General features: G+C 41.8%; 12 protein-coding genes and 2 tRNA genes. 9 read left to right on the top strand and 5 right to left on the bottom strand.

Annotation, left to right across the window (positions count from 1 at the left end; genetic code table 11):
- Positions 1 to 80 precede the first annotated feature (80 nt).
- From QTN47_RS03830 to QTN47_RS03815, 4 genes are all read right to left on the bottom strand, one after another.
- Entirely contained in the window at positions 81 to 1,583 is a 1,503-nt protein-coding gene (locus tag QTN47_RS03830; protein ID WP_369327996.1) for a glutamate synthase subunit beta, read from the bottom strand.
- Positions 1,584 to 1,652: 69 nt separating this feature from the next.
- Entirely contained in the window at positions 1,653 to 6,179 is a 4,527-nt protein-coding gene (gltB, locus tag QTN47_RS03825; RefSeq protein WP_369327995.1) for a glutamate synthase large subunit, read from the bottom strand.
- Between the two features lie 179 nt (positions 6,180 to 6,358).
- On the bottom strand, positions 6,359 to 7,180 hold the full coding sequence (gene ispE, locus QTN47_RS03820; protein WP_369327994.1) for a 4-(cytidine 5'-diphospho)-2-C-methyl-D-erythritol kinase: 822 nt from the start codon (positions 7,178 to 7,180) through the stop codon (positions 6,359 to 6,361).
- A gap of 5 nt (positions 7,181 to 7,185) precedes the next feature.
- Positions 7,186 to 7,773, bottom strand: coding sequence for a bifunctional nuclease family protein (locus QTN47_RS03815; RefSeq protein ID WP_369327993.1), 588 nt, complete (start codon positions 7,771 to 7,773; stop codon positions 7,186 to 7,188).
- A gap of 738 nt (positions 7,774 to 8,511) precedes the next feature.
- Here QTN47_RS03815 and QTN47_RS03810 point away from each other — a divergent pair.
- From QTN47_RS03810 to QTN47_RS03770, 9 genes are all read left to right on the top strand, one after another.
- Positions 8,512 to 9,537 (top strand): glycosyltransferase family 2 protein, encoded by a 1,026-nt coding sequence (locus QTN47_RS03810; RefSeq protein WP_369327992.1) that lies wholly within the window; start codon positions 8,512 to 8,514, stop codon positions 9,535 to 9,537.
- Between the two features lie 139 nt (positions 9,538 to 9,676).
- Positions 9,677 to 9,880 (top strand): hypothetical protein, encoded by a 204-nt coding sequence (locus tag QTN47_RS03805; RefSeq protein ID WP_369327991.1) that lies wholly within the window; start codon positions 9,677 to 9,679, stop codon positions 9,878 to 9,880.
- Positions 9,881 to 9,975: 95 nt separating this feature from the next.
- Positions 9,976 to 10,048 (top strand) — tRNA-Gly (locus QTN47_RS03800).
- Positions 10,049 to 10,120: 72 nt separating this feature from the next.
- Positions 10,121 to 10,207: transfer RNA gene (locus QTN47_RS03795), tRNA-Leu, on the top strand.
- A 164-nt stretch (positions 10,208 to 10,371) separates the two neighbouring features.
- Positions 10,372 to 10,755: a hypothetical protein gene (locus QTN47_RS03790; protein ID WP_369327990.1), complete on the top strand. Its 384-nt coding sequence runs from the start codon at positions 10,372 to 10,374 to the stop codon at positions 10,753 to 10,755.
- A 287-nt stretch (positions 10,756 to 11,042) separates the two neighbouring features.
- A complete protein-coding gene (locus QTN47_RS03785; protein WP_369327989.1) occupies positions 11,043 to 11,852 on the top strand; it encodes an endonuclease/exonuclease/phosphatase family protein in 810 nt (269 codons plus the stop codon).
- A gap of 230 nt (positions 11,853 to 12,082) precedes the next feature.
- Positions 12,083 to 12,661: a GNAT family N-acetyltransferase gene (locus tag QTN47_RS03780; protein ID WP_369327988.1), complete on the top strand. Its 579-nt coding sequence runs from the start codon at positions 12,083 to 12,085 to the stop codon at positions 12,659 to 12,661.
- A gap of 18 nt (positions 12,662 to 12,679) precedes the next feature.
- The gene (locus tag QTN47_RS03775) at positions 12,680 to 12,844 is read left to right on the top strand and encodes a hypothetical protein (protein WP_369327987.1); all 165 of its coding nucleotides are present in this window, start codon (positions 12,680 to 12,682) and stop codon (positions 12,842 to 12,844) included.
- 161 nt (positions 12,845 to 13,005) lie between these two features.
- On the top strand, positions 13,006 to 13,794 hold the full coding sequence (locus tag QTN47_RS03770) for a TIGR00266 family protein (RefSeq protein WP_439100174.1): 789 nt from the start codon (positions 13,006 to 13,008) through the stop codon (positions 13,792 to 13,794).
- Positions 13,795 to 14,099: 305 nt separating this feature from the next.
- On the opposite strand, the gene QTN47_RS03765 is transcribed toward QTN47_RS03770, so the two are convergent.
- Entirely contained in the window at positions 14,100 to 14,828 is a 729-nt protein-coding gene (locus QTN47_RS03765; RefSeq protein ID WP_369327986.1) for an SDR family oxidoreductase, read from the bottom strand.
- Positions 14,829 to 14,845: the final 17 nt, after the last annotated feature.

Below are 14,845 nucleotides of genomic sequence, written 5' to 3'. Positions count from 1 at the left end.
TCGTCGATCATACATAAAGCAAAGGCCGTTACTTTATGAAAGTAACGGCCCTGTATTTACGAAACAATATAATTTCCAGATTAGATCTGTGTAACCCAGGCCAGATCTTTGCTCTCAAGCAATGAATATTCCATCAGGAACTCATCAACTTTACGGGCGCACTCACGGCCTTCACTTATTGCCCAAACAACCAAAGACTGACCTCTTCTCATGTCACCACAAGCAAAGATCTTTGGAATGCTCGTCTGGTATTCTTTCTCTGTAGCCTTAACATTTCCTCTGTCGTCAAGTTCAACATCAAGGTCTTCAATAAGTCCTTTCTTTTCAGGAGATACAAATCCCATTGCAAGAAATGCCATATCGCAAGGAATAACTCTTTCGCTTCCTTTGATCTCTACAAACTGAGCAGGTCTTCCGTCATCAGAAAGTTTCCACTCAAGATCAACGATCTTCAGTTCTTTAAGATTACCATTTTCATCGCCAATAAATTCCTTAGTCGCAATAGCCCACTGACGTTGTACACCCTCTTCGTGAGAAGATGATGTTTTTAATACCATTGGGTAAGTTGGCCAGGGCATAAACGGAGTGCGGCTTGACGGTGGCTGAGGCATCAGTTCAAACTGTGTTACACTTTTTGCACCGTGACGGTTAGATGTACCTACACAGTCACTACCGGTATCACCACCACCTATAACAACAACATGTTTATCTTTTGCTGATAATTCTTTTGAATAGATATTGCTTTCAATGGCAGCATTTGCCAGCGGGTCTTTTCCTGCAACACGTTTATTCTGTTGCTTCAGGAATTGCATCGCAAAGTAAACTCCTTCCAGGTTCCTTCCGGGTATTGGAAGATCGCGCGGAACAGTTGAACCGCCAGCCAGTACTACTGCGTGAAATTCTCTTAGAATATCATTCAGCGGAACATTTACACCAACATTCGCATTGCATTTAAACACGACACCCTCTTCTTCCATCAGGTTAACACGTCTGTCAATCACCCATTTTTCCAGTTTGAAATCAGGAATGCCATAACGCAACAAACCACCGGGAGCATCATCTCTTTCGAACACGGTAACACTATGACCAGCATAGTTCAATTGCGCAGCAGCAGCCAGTCCTGCAGGACCACTTCCTACTACAGCAATCTTCTTACCTGTTCTTACATTCGGCTTCTGCGCTTTAACCAATCCCTTTTCAAAAGCTATTTCAATAATGTGTTTTTCTATTTCTTCAATAGTAACAGCAGGCTGATTGATACCAAGCACGCATGCACTCTCGCATGGTGCAGGACAAATTCGTCCCGTAAATTCAGGGAAGTTGTTTGTTGAACTCAAGATGTCGTACGCTTCCGCCCAGCTCTTGCGATAAACCGCATCATTGAACTCAGGAATAACGTTGCCCAAAGGACAGCCGCTATGGCAGAAAGGAATACCGCAATTCATGCAGCGTGCAGATTGTTGATTGAGTTTCTCAGGTTCGAATCTTTCAACAAACTCTTTGTAATCATTTACACGCTCCTCTACGGGTCTTTTTGCAGGAAGCTCTCTTGTAAACTCCAAAAATCCTGTAGGTTTACCCATTGTGATGTTTATTGTTAACCCGGCATATCAATTATGCATGCCGGGTTGTTGTTGGTTAAATGTTGTTTTCTACTTGCTTACTTCTGCTTTTTGTTTTCTTTCTGTAAGCACTTTCTTGTAATCTCTTGGGAAGACTTTCACAAAATTCTTCAACTGGTTTTCAAAATCATCCAGTACAAATTTTGCTACAGTACTGCCTGTGTAATCAAGATGCCTGCTGATCATCGTATGCAGTAACCTGGCATCTTCTTCATTTACAGGATCAAGATCAACCATCTCTGCATTACACATAGATGAGAACTTACCCTGAACATCATACACATAAGCAATACCACCGCTCATACCCGCCGCAAAGTTTCTTCCTGTTGGGCCAAGAATTACAACAGTACCTCCCGTCATGTACTCACAACCATGATCACCCACACCTTCAACTACCACGCGGGCACCTGAGTTGCGCACGCCAAAACGTTCGCCGGCTTTACCGCGGATGAATGATTCTCCGGATGTAGCACCATAGAAAGCAACATTTCCTATCAGGATGTTTTCTTCAGGAACAAATGACGCTTGTTTCGGCGGATAGACAACCAACCTGGCGCCGCTAAGTCCTTTTCCAAAATAGTCATTTGCATCACCTTCCAGTTCTAACGTAACACCATTTGTGTTGAAGGCGCCAAAGCTCTGACCGGCAGTACCTGTAAATTTGTAATGCAGGGTATCTTCCGGCAAACCATCAGCTTTGTAGATCTTCGTGATCTCGTTAGAAAGGATTGTTCCCGCTGTACGGTCCGTATTCTTAATATTAAATTCAGCTTTTACTTTTTCCTTACGCTGTAATGCAGGTTGCGCAGCTTCCAGCAGTTTCCAGTCAAGCACTTCAGTCAAACCATGATCCTGTTCTTCCTGTTTGTAAAGACCTACATAAGGACTCGCAGGCTCCTTATATAAGATAGCAGAAAGATCCAGTTTGCTGTACTTCCAATGGGAAACACCTTCACGGTTTTCAAGGCAATCAACCTGGCCAACCATTTCATTGATGGTTCTGAAACCAAGCTCAGCCATTATCTCTCTAAGCTCCTGTGTAATGAACTTAAAGAAGTTAACAACGTGGTCCGCATTGCCGCTGAAGCGTTTTCTCAGATCAGGATCCTGGGTAGCCACACCAACGGGACAGGTATTCAAATGACACTTACGCATCATGATACAACCTTCTACAACCAGTGCAGCTGTTGCAACACCCCATTCTTCAGCACCTAACAATGTAGCAATTGCCACATCACGGCCGGTTTTCAACTGACCATCTGTCTGCACAACTACACGGCTGCGTAATTTATTTCTTACAAGTGTCTGATGTGTTTCTGCCAAACCAAGTTCCCACGGCAAACCTGCATGTTTAATTGAACTTACAGGAGATGCACCCGTACCACCATCGTGGCCAGATACCAGGATAACATCGGCTTTAGCTTTTGCCACACCGGCAGCAATTGTACCTACACCTGCTTTAGAAACCAGTTTAACGTTGATTCTTGCAGCACGGTTTGCATTCTTCAAATCGAAGATCAATTGTGCAAGATCCTCAATTGAATAAATATCGTGGTGCGGTGGAGGAGAGATCAAACCAACACCCGGAGTAGAGTGTCTTGTTTTACCAATCCAGTCATCAACTTTATGACCAGGTAACTGTCCACCTTCACCAGGTTTTGCACCCTGTGCCATCTTAATTTGCAACTCATCTGCCTCAGTCAAGTAGTAGCTCGTAACACCAAAACGTGCAGAAGCTACCTGTTTGATAGAAGAGCGCATTGAGTCGCCATTTTCCAACGGTGTATACCTGATATCATCTTCACCACCTTCACCGGTATTGCTCTTACCGCCAAGACGGTTCATTGCAATTGCCAATGTTGTATGCGCTTCCCATGAAATAGAGCCAAAGCTCATGGCGCCGGTAGCAAAGCGTTTGTATATATTTTCTGCAGGTTCTACTTCATCAATTGAGATAGAAGGTCTGTTTTTCTTGAATTGGAACAAGCTTCTGAGTGTAGCAGCTTTTTCACCCTGATCATTCACCGTTTTTGAATACTTTTTGAAAGTATTGTAATCATTCATTCTTGTTGAATACTGCAACAAGTGAATGGTTTGCGGATTGAACAGGTGGAACTCCCCTTTACGTTTCCATTGGTATAAACCACCAACAGGTAAACGGTCAACAGGTATATCTTTTCTGCTAAAGCCTAAGAAGTGTTTGGTAAGTGTTTCTTTTGCAACTTCATCCAGGCCCATTCCCTCAATACGGGAAGTTGCTCCGGAGAAATACATATCTACCAGACTTCTGTTTAAACCGATGATCTCAAAAATCTGTGCACCCTGGTATGACTGGAAGGTAGAGATACCCATTTTAGAGAACACTTTCAGCAAACCGTCACAAACAGCTTTAACGTAATTCTTCTTAAGGTATTCAACATCCAGTGAAGTATCCAGCCTTCCGTTCAATTTCATATCACGGATAGAAGACAGTGCCAGGTAAGGATTGATGGCAGTTGCACCAAATCCGATCAAACAAGCAAAGTGGTGAACTTCCCAAACGTCGCCGGCTTCAACTACCAATCCTACCTGTCCGCGTAAACCCTTGCGGATCAAGTGGTGGTGAACAGCTGAAACGGCCAGCAGAGACGGAATTGGTGCGTGCTCACTATCGATCGCCCTGTCTGATAATATTAATACTTCAAAACCATCGTTAACAGCATCAACAGCATAACGGCAAAGTCTGTCAAGACCTGCTTTTAACGCTCCCGGCTTGCCGCTGGCCCTGAAATAAGTCTGTAATGTTTTTGCCTGGAAAATACCCGTATCAATACTGCGCAATTTCTCCAGCTCGTGATTGTTCAGAACAGGATGTTTCAATGCAACGCAGTGGCAGCTCAGCGGATCTTCTTTCAACAAATTGCCATTGTTACCAACGAAGGTCGCCAGTGACATCACCATTCTTTCACGGATCGGATCGATTGGTGGATTGGTAACCTGGGCAAACAACTGCTTGAAATAGCTGCTTAAATGCTGAGGCTGGTTACTTAAAACGGCCAAAGGCACGTCAGTTCCCATAGAACCGATTGGCTCTTTACCGTCCAACGCCATTGGTGCGATGATCGTTTCCAGGTCTTCGGTTGAATAACCGAATGCTTTCTGATATTTAAAGATCTGGTCTGTTTCAAGGTGTGTAAACAGCACTCTTGGCTCAGGTAATTCTTCCAGACGTATTTTATATTTATTCAGCCACTCAGCATAAGGTTTTTGAGAACAGATATCCTGTTTCAATTCCTCATCGCTGATAATTCTTCCCTGCTCCATGTCCACAACGAACATTTTACCAGGCTGAAGACGGCCTTTTTCTTTAATGATAGAAGGATCAACCGGTAAAGCACCAGACTCTGAGGCCATGATCACGCGGTCATCCTTCGTTACACAATAACGTGAAGGACGAAGACCATTCCTGTCCAGCGTTGCGCCAATTATTTTTCCATCAGTGAAAGAAATAGAAGCCGGACCATCCCATGGCTCCATTAAGCAGGCATGATATTCATAGAATGCCTTCTTGAGCGGATTCATGTGTTCGTTGCCATCCCAGGCCTCAGGAATCAGCATCATCATTACATGTGGTAATGAGCGGCCGCTAAGTGTAAGCATCTCAATCATATTGTCAAGACAGGCAGAGTCACTCTGACCTGAAATGGCAACAGGTAAAATCATTTCAAGCTCTTCTTTTGTAAATAAAGAAGACTCAAACCCATTTTCACTGGTTTTCAACCAGTTGAGGTTACCTTGTAATGTATTGATTTCACCGTTGTGCGCGATAAAGCGGAACGGTTGAGCGAGATTCCAGGAAGGGAATGTATTGGTGGCAAAACGTGAGTGAACCAGTCCAAATGCACTCACCACCCTTTTATTACTTAAATCAGGGAAGTAATGACGCACCTGGCTACTGATCAGCTGACCCTTGTAAACCACCGTTTTATAAGAAAGGGATGCGATGTAGAAGCCTACAGCATCTTTCTTAACAGTATTATTAATTGTGTGGCTGGCGTAGTTACGGAGTACAAAAAGTTTGCGTTCGAACTCATCCGGATTGTTAATATGATCCGGGCAAGCTACGAACACCTGCTCCATTTCCGGCTCTACGGAAAGGGCCGTTGCCCCGATGCCATTCTGGTTAACGGGAATTTTGCGGTAAGCCAGCACTTCCAAACCGAGCTTTTCAGCAGAGCGGTTAAAAATGTCGCGACACTCTTCTCTCAGGCGGATCTCCTTAGGAAAAAAGATCACACCCACACCGTACTTTCCAAAAGCCGGCAGATGAACGCCTAGTTTTATGCATTCATCAAAAAAGAATTCATGTGGGGTTTGGATCATAATACCTGCTCCATCGCCGGTGTTATTCTCACATCCACAAGCACCACGGTGCTCCATGTTCTCCAGCACCGTTAACGCATCAGAAATAATCTGGTGGCCTTTGTTGCCCTTTATGTTGGCCACAAATCCAATTCCACAAGCGTCATGTTCAAAGGAGGGGTCATATAATCCCTCATGTCTGTGTTGTACAGGCATAGGCAAACGAAAATTTATTTTGGAAAAAATAATTTGGCAGGCGACTAAAATTACGAAATAAATGAACACAAATCACTGTTTTCGACAGTTGGGCAGGTAAATATTTGAAATCGTTCAATAAAATGTACAAAAAAATAGATACATTCTAACGATTTGCAGAAATCAATATTAAATTTCCATTAAATCGAGGGCAGGTCTAAAGCCAGGTAATGTGCGGGAAAGTCAAATTGAGGTGTAGCCGGGGCGGGAAAAAGGCCATACACGGTACTTCCGCTTCCACTCATTGAGGCGTAAACAGCCCCCTGGGCATACAAAGTGTCCTTTATCCCGGCAATTTCGGGGTATTGTTTAACAACAGGTTGCTCAAAATCATTGAACAGCGAAGCCTTCCAGTTTTCTACCGGCTGACAAACAATGTCTTTTACAGATTGCACTGGTTTAGCCGGACTTAGCTGCGAAAAGGCCCATCCCGTATTGATATGTATTTGAGGATTAACGATTACGAACTTATATGCAGCCAGATCAACGGGCAATGGCTCCATCTGTTCTCCCCTGCCAGTAGCAAAGCAAGGTTTATTTATTATAAAAAAAGGGCAGTCGCTGCCCAACTGCAGGGCATAATCAATGAGATTTTCTTCACTTATAGCCAGTTGAAACTTCCGGTTAAGCAATAAAAGTGTGTAAGCGCCGTCTGCACTACCGCCCCCCAAACCTGCACCAATAGGTATACTCTTATGCAAATGCATTTTTATACCCGGCAGTTGTGGAAAATCTTTTTTGAGGAGGTCGTAGGCTTTTATACACAGGTTTCCCTCCGCGCTTCCGGGAATGGAAATGCCGGAACTGGTAAATGAAACGTCGCCGGATTCGTCTGAAATAATTTCCAGGGAATCCCGTAATGGTAGCGGATAGAAAACAGTCTCCAGGTTATGGAACCCGTCTGATCGTTTGCTGATAATATTTAAACCCAGGTTGATTTTGCAGTTTGGAAAAACGATCATTGTGCCTACTTTCTTTTGTTGATTTCATCCCTGATGGCAATGGCACGTATATAATCTTCCTGATCGAGCACTTCAACCAGCAATGTATTTAGCTCTTCAAGACTCAGTTTAGACAGATCTTCACGTCCAACGCTGGTTGAAGGATCATTTACAGGCACTTCAGATTTCTTTTTCTTGCCTGTATCTTCCATCAAAATACCAGCGCTTTCCAAAATATGATCGTATGTGTAGATGGGACATCCGAAACGAACAGCCAGTGCAAGTGCATCGCTTGTACGGCTGTCAATTTCTACCGTATCATGTTCATTAATGCAAACAAGCTTGGAGTAAAAAATACCTTCCTGCAGGTCATTGATCACTATTTCCATCAAATCCACGTTAAAGGCATTCATGAAATTTTTCATAAGATCATGCGTGAGGGGCCTGCTGGGTTGCATCCGCTCAAGTGCAACAGCTATTGCCTGGGCTTCAAAACCACCAATTACTATTGGTAAACGGCGTAGTCCATTCACTTCTCCCAACACAACCGCATAAGAATGCGTCTGCGTAATGCTATGCGATAATGCTACAATTTCCAGTTCTATTTTCTTCATAACCTTTAATAACCAGGAATACAGTTATCAAACAAAAATAAAGATTTAATAGTTTCTGTAATCTGAAAAATGATTTGGATTTTTTGTCTGGACCGGGATTCACGGGATTAAATGGTTTACTGGATTTTTGATTGGGAGTTGATTTATTGTTGAGACCGGGATTTGTCTTGACCGGGATTTATGGGATTGGAAGATTGGCAGGATTAACAGAGGGCTTTACTGGCTGACTGAAAATTGAGCGATGCTCAAAAAAGAATGAACAGAACCAACCCTGCGTACTTAGTACTTCGTAATTCGTCCTTGAAGTGCCTTCCTTTCCGGCACCCCACATAGTACATCGTGCACCTAACATTGTACATACATCGCCGATAGCTTCTTTTGTCTGGACCGGGATTTATGTGATTGATGGATTGGCAGGAGTAGGACAGACTTGATCGGAGTTTTTTTGTCAGAACCAGGATTTACCGGATCGGTGGATTTATAAGATTAACACAGGGTTTTATTAGCAGACTGAAAATTGAGCGATGCGCAAAAAAGAATAAACAGAACCAAACCTGCGTACCTCGTACTTCGTAATTCGTACTTGAAATGCTTTCCTTTCCGGCGTCTGACATCGTACACCGTACCCGCCCGAACGTGCCGCCGGTACGGGCGGGCATCTAACATCCTACATGGTCGATGGCTGATAGCTGACAGCTGATAGCTAATTATCTTTATTTTTGGCCAAATAACAAACGCTTGACTCAACCAACTGTTGCGATCGTAATATTGAATTATAACGGTGTTCACTATCTGCAGAAATTTCTGCCTTCCGTACTGTCCTGCTCTGCAGAATATGCAAGAGTTATTGTAGCAGATAACGCCTCTACCGATAACTCTTTGGCACTTTTGAGGGAATCTTTTCCATCTGTTGAACTTATTATTCTTGACAGGAACTATGGATTTGCCGGAGGTTACAACAAAGCACTTGAACAGGTTAAAAGCGACTATTATGTGTTGCTAAACTCTGATGTGGAAGTATCACGGGGATGGATAGAGCCCATTATCACGTTGATGGAATCTGACAAAGCTATTGCTGCGTGCCAGCCAAAATTACTCTCCTATCACGAACCAGAATTATTTGAATATGCGGGGGGTGCCGGCGGATGGATCGACTACCTTGGTTATCCTTTTTCACGAGGACGTGTATTTGAAGTGTGTGAAAAAGATGTTCGGCAATATAATTCAACGGCTCCGGTATTTTGGGCATCCGGCGCAGCTATGTTTGTGAGGGCTTCGGTGTTTCAGGACTGCAGGGGATTTGACGCCTACTTTTTTGCGCACATGGAAGAAATTGATCTCTGCTGGCGAATGCAGTTGAAGGGACATAAAATAATGAGCTGTCCGGCTTCCGTGGTGTATCATGTTGGCGGAGGAACGTTACCAAAAGGCAATGAGAGAAAAGTATATTTGAATTTCCGCAATAACCTGATCATGTTATGTAAAAATCTTCCGTGGCAGGAACGCATCTGGAAATTGCCCTTGCGTTTTTTTCTTGATATATTATTTGCCTGTAAAAACTTGTTTACAGGATATCCCAAATCATTTACAGCAGTTTTGAAAGCGCATGTAAGTGTGGTGAAATGGAGACTACTACACTCGTTGAAAGCACCTTACACCAAAAGACCTTTTACAACATTAACAGGTGTATACAACCGCTCAATTGTGTGGAACTATTTTGTAAACAACATGAAAAAATTTTCGGACATTATTGGAAACAAATAAGAAGCAATAGCAACAACATTTTGAGCACGATATATAACATGTGATTTTAAATGCATGTTGCGTATCAAAAAAAATTTATCAGATTTCTTTTCGTTTTTTACTGCGTACTCCCTTATTTTTGCAACGCAATCAAGAGATTATGTCACAGGAAACAGAAAATATAAAAGAAAAAGATTTTAGATACAACTGGGTAAGCTCATCTCGTTTTCTTTTTTATGTACAGGTATTTTGCGTTTTAGCGTTTGTGTTAGGCGGTTGCTATCGTTTATATAACCAACGTTATAAGGGAAAGCCTGATGTAGAAATTCAGAGCAGTACAAAGTATACTCCTGAATACAAATAAAAAATTTTTGAAGAAAAATTTTGAAGTTTCAAACAGATTTCTATCTTTGCACTCCCAAAACAAAAACAACCAACAAAAGTTCTTTAAATAAACAAGCGGAAGTAGCTCATTTGGTAGAGCACGACCTTGCCAAGGTCGGGGTGGCCGGTTCGAGCCCGGTCTTCCGCTCTGAAAGATTCCCGCTAAATGCGGGATTTTTTTTCGGTTGATTTTCCTGGAAGATCAATCAACAAACGGTTCGCCCTGGTGGTGGAATTGGTAGACACGCAGGACTTAAAATCCTGTTCGCCGCAAACGCGAGTGCGGGTTCAAGTCCCGCCTGGGGCACTCGAAAAACCTCTGAGAAATCAGGGGTTTTCTTTTTTTAACAGTAAACCCAAAATAGAACCTGAGCCTATTACAAGCAATTCATTTACTACATTACAGAAATTGCGACTTCCTTTCCGGGTCGTTTATATTCTGAGTTACATTTAAGGTGAAGAAAAATGCATATGCCTTCAACGGGGAAATATATAGACTCATACAAATTGAGTAACCAGCATCAGGTTGTAACGGTAAAAATTGACGTAATTGAATATAAAGAAGATGGAATTTTTTACGTCTACAGTCCGGCCCTTGATCTTGTTGGCTATTGCAACACGCTCTCTGACGCCAGACGGAGTTGGGATGTGGTTTTGGATGAATACCTGCATTTTACAGCCAATAATAACAGCCTTATTGAAGACTTGCAGAAAAGAGGGTGGAAAATCAAAGCCAGGCACGCTCCTATGCCACCAACTTTTTCATGGCTTGTTCAAAAAGACGACAACCTCACTGAGATGATTAACAAGCACGATTACAAGAAAAAATCCAAACCCATACATTTGACCTTTTGAACGCAGCAAAGTAATGAACCCTAATAATATTCCCCTTAAAACACTTCCTGAGATTTCTTGAACGTGTCGGCTGTCAGCTACTAAGACATCACAAACGTCATTATGTCTATATTCATGAAAAGGCTACGCGACCGATTGTACTTCAGGACCATATTGATCCTGTCCCGATCATGATTGTAAAAAACAATCTCAGAACATTAGGAATTTCCCTGGATGATCTCAAAAAGTTCAGGTAGCAATAAGATAGACATATGCAGATCTGGAAAAAAATTACTTATCGGATACTAATGATTTTTACTGTTGTGCTATGCCAGCTTTCAACTTCTGCATACACAGCGAAAAACTCAATCACCATTTGTTCATGGAATCTCAAGGATTTTGGCAAAAGCAAATCCGATTCTGCTATCAACTTCATTGCAAACACGGTAAAAGATTTTGACATTCTGATGATACAGGAAGTTGTTGCTGGTTATGGTGGCGCACAAGCTGTCGCGAAACTTGCTGATATACTCAACAGGAAAGGCGAAAAATGGGATTATGTAATCAGTGAACCTACAAGCGGCGATAACTCTTACAAAAGAGAACGGTATGCATACTTATGGAAACCCAGGCTCCTAAAACGGATCACTAAACCCTGGCTGGAGCAAGCTTATCATCGACAAATAGACCGCGAACCTTTTTATTGCAGTTTTTCTTTTAACGGCAAAACTTTTACACTGGCAAATTTTCACGCCATCACTAAAAGCAAACAACCTCAAACCGAAATAAAATATTTCAGGTTCCTGCCCGATGAATATCCAGATCTGAATTTGCTGTTTTGCGGTGATTTCAACTTGCCACAATCGCATTCTGTTTTTAATCCTTTAAAGCAGATGGGATACATTCCTGCACTGACCAATCAAAAGACCAGTCTCAGGCAAAAATGCGCTAATCAGGAATGCCTGGCATCTGAATTTGATAATATCTTCTTTAAACCGGAAAAGGTCTCATATTTAAAGGCTGACGCTATTCATTTTTACAGATCACTTGCGAATGTGAGTGAAGCACGATTGATATCTGATCATTTGCCGGTTTACTTTGAGTTTTCATTAAATTGACAGGCATATTAATATGATATTTTTTTATTATTTTTGAGCTTTCATAATTTGCAAAGAATACTGATGGCCAAACCAATTAAGAATACGCCTGACTTAAAAGGCAGAGATGCTGAAATCTTTTTAAAAAAAATTGAAAAGAAAAAGCACGAAATCATAAGCATCGAGAGAATGAATGCAATTTTTGAGAGCGCAAAAAAATTTCGACGCCATATCAATTAAAAAATTATCCCTTGCCCATTTTTACCCTACGCCCAATTTCCAGAGAAACATTATTACCAGCTTTTGATTGTGGAGATGACGACCTCAATGACTTTTTTCAGGAAGATGCAATAAATTATGCGTCGGCCCACCTCGCAAAGACTTTCATGGTACTAAATCAGCACCGAAAAATGATTGCTTATTTTTCGCTGTTCAATGATTCCTTAAGAGTAGAAGAGATTAGCTTTACTTCGGCAAATCAGCGAAAAGCCTTTTTGAAAAAAAGAGGAATTCCTTATGAAAAGCGTCATTTAAAAAGTTTCGGCGCGATTAAAATCGGCCGATTGGCCGTCGACAAAAATTTGCATAATAAAGGCATTGGACAGGAAATACTCAATTACATTATCAGCATTGCAATTGAGTGTAATAAATCATGTGCTTGTAAATTTCTTATTGTAGATGCCAAAAAAAAGGCAACTACCTTCTACCTTAAAAATGGATTTGATTTTCTTGGTTCATTAGATGACATACATGAAACGAGATTAATGTGGTTGGATTTAAATCCGTTTCTGAACAGTTATTTCAAACCATCAGAAAAAAATTATCCATAAGACAATCAAAAATCTCATATGAAACTCAACAAAGAATGGCACCTTGCTCACCCAATGCCGAAGAATGCCACTACAGAGCAACGCATTGAATGGCATCTTGAACATGCGAAGAATTGCAAATGCCGCGACATTCCTGACAAGCTAAAAGAGGAAATGAAAAAGAGAAAGATAAAATTCGATTAATACCGACATTGAATCAATATGAATACCCCGAACGCTCTTACAATCCTCCCTCCTATTCTCCATTCATATAATTGGCACACCAATAGCATAAAATCTCCCTTTCTTCAGAAATCGTGTTCATCATTTTGCTACTTTCAACCTAAAATATTAAAACTCATTTTATGATCAATAATCACGAGATTGACTACAGGATCTTTGGTGAAGAGATGCAATATGTAGAAGTTGAACTTGATCCGGGGGAAACAGCCGTTGCCGAGCCTGGCGCTTTTATGATGATGGACGATGGTATACAGATGCAGACAATTTTTGGAGATGGCAGCCAGCAACAATCAGGTGGACTTCTCGGCAAACTTTTCAGCGCAGGCAAAAGGTTACTTGTGGGCGAAAACCTATTCATGACAGCCTTTACAAACATAGGACAAGGAAAAAGACATGTAAGCTTTGCCTCGCCTTATCCCGGAAAGATCATTCCGCTTGACCTTCTTCGCCTGGGTGGAAGAATAATTTGCCAGAAAGATGCCTTTCTCTGCGCAGCAAAAGGGGTTAGCATCGGAATAGAATTTCAGCGAAAACTCGGCACGGGTCTGTTTGGTGGCGAAGGATTTATCATGGAACGCCTGGATGGCGACGGTATGGCCTTTATGCACGCCGGCGGACATGTAGTAGAAAAGGAACTGATGCCTGGCGAGCTGATTAAAATTGACACCGGCTGTATCGTCGCTTTCACAGCTAATGTTGAATATGATATCCAGTTCGTAGGTGGCATCAAAAACACTTTATTCGGAGGTGAGGGTGTTTTCTTTGCGACACTTCGCGGACCTGGTAAAGTCTGGATCCAAAGTCTTCCGATTAGTCGTCTCGCCGGTCGCATATTACAATATGGCACGTATAACCGTAAAGAAGAAGGCAGCATATTGGGTGGATTGGGGAATTTGCTGGACGGGGATTAGGAATACCGTAAGAGAGTAAGACATGTAAGACCGTAAGACATGTAAGATCGTAAGACATGTAAGATCGTAAGACATGTAAGACCGTGAGACGGGTAAGAGAGTAAGAAGGATAAAAGATTAGAAAGAAAGTTTTTAAGAACGGATAAAGAATTATAAAATGTTGGTGTGTAAGCCGGAATTGATAACGGCTGGACATACCAACATTTTTTTTGCAACAGTAATTACAGTTTCAGATAATGTCTTCTTATGGTGTTGAGAAAAAAAGACCTGTCACACTTAAGTACTTCGTAGTTCGTAATTCGTACTTATTCGGTTCCATTCATACGGGCGAATGCCATTTGCAAATCGGCCGGACCGGCATTTACCATAGCTTCACTGAAGCCGTACGTAAGTTGGGTCTTGCCTTCTTTCAACTGCGCAAATATTGCATCGATAAAGCCTTCAACCGGTGGTGCAAAATCATGAATACCTTTGCCACCAAGATCTGTATTTAATGCAGGCGGCACTACTTCTATAACTTCTATTCCCTTTGGCTTTAACAGGTGCTGCATTGAAAGTGTAAAGGAATGAAAAAAAGCTTTTGTTGCTGAATAAACGGGCACCTTTGTTAATGGGACAAACGAAAGCCCGGAAGTAACGTTAAGAATGGTATTCAGCCCGGGAAGTTCCAAAAACAGTTTAATTAAGTGCACTGGTGCTTCAACATTTGTTATGATTTCAGTTTTTGCTTTTTCATAAAAATCTTCATCCTCAAACGACATCCAATTTTGAATACCGGCATTGTTTACCAATACATTTAGATCGTTATGTTCTTTTTCAATCCATTTATAAAGATCTTCTCTCTCCTGGGCTATTGCCAGGTCACACACTTTTGTAATAACAGAAGGCAGCTTTGATGCAGCTTCTTTTAATGCCGATTCACGGCGCCCGCAAATAATAACTGTATTCCCTTCCTGTACAAATCTTTGTGCAAGTCCAAATCCAATACCACTAGCTCCGCCGGTAATAAGGATCTTGTTATTTGATAATTTCATGCTTTTGGTTTTTAAAC

The sequence above is a fragment of the Danxiaibacter flavus genome (assembly GCF_041060425.1).
Lineage (GTDB): Bacteria > Bacteroidota > Bacteroidia > Chitinophagales > Chitinophagaceae > Danxiaibacter > Danxiaibacter flavus.
This window is presented reverse-complemented; position numbering and strand designations above follow the sequence as displayed.

Coding starts and splice junctions, on each gene's coding strand:
- QTN47_RS03830 (WP_369327996.1), bottom strand. CDS start 1,583: ATGGGTAAACCTACAGGATTTTTGGAGTTTACAAGAGAGCTTCCTGCA.
- gltB (WP_369327995.1), bottom strand. CDS start 6,179: ATGCCTGTACAACACAGACATGAGGGATTATATGACCCCTCCTTTGAA.
- ispE (WP_369327994.1), bottom strand. CDS start 7,180: ATGATCGTTTTTCCAAACTGCAAAATCAACCTGGGTTTAAATATTATC.
- QTN47_RS03815 (WP_369327993.1), bottom strand. CDS start 7,773: ATGAAGAAAATAGAACTGGAAATTGTAGCATTATCGCATAGCATTACG.
- QTN47_RS03805 (WP_369327991.1), top strand. CDS start 9,677: ATGTCACAGGAAACAGAAAATATAAAAGAAAAAGATTTTAGATACAAC.
- QTN47_RS03790 (WP_369327990.1), top strand. CDS start 10,372: ATGCCTTCAACGGGGAAATATATAGACTCATACAAATTGAGTAACCAG.
- QTN47_RS03785 (WP_369327989.1), top strand. CDS start 11,043: ATGATTTTTACTGTTGTGCTATGCCAGCTTTCAACTTCTGCATACACA.
- QTN47_RS03775 (WP_369327987.1), top strand. CDS start 12,680: ATGAAACTCAACAAAGAATGGCACCTTGCTCACCCAATGCCGAAGAAT.
- QTN47_RS03770 (WP_439100174.1), top strand. CDS start 13,006: ATGATCAATAATCACGAGATTGACTACAGGATCTTTGGTGAAGAGATG.
- QTN47_RS03765 (WP_369327986.1), bottom strand. CDS start 14,828: ATGAAATTATCAAATAACAAGATCCTTATTACCGGCGGAGCTAGTGGT.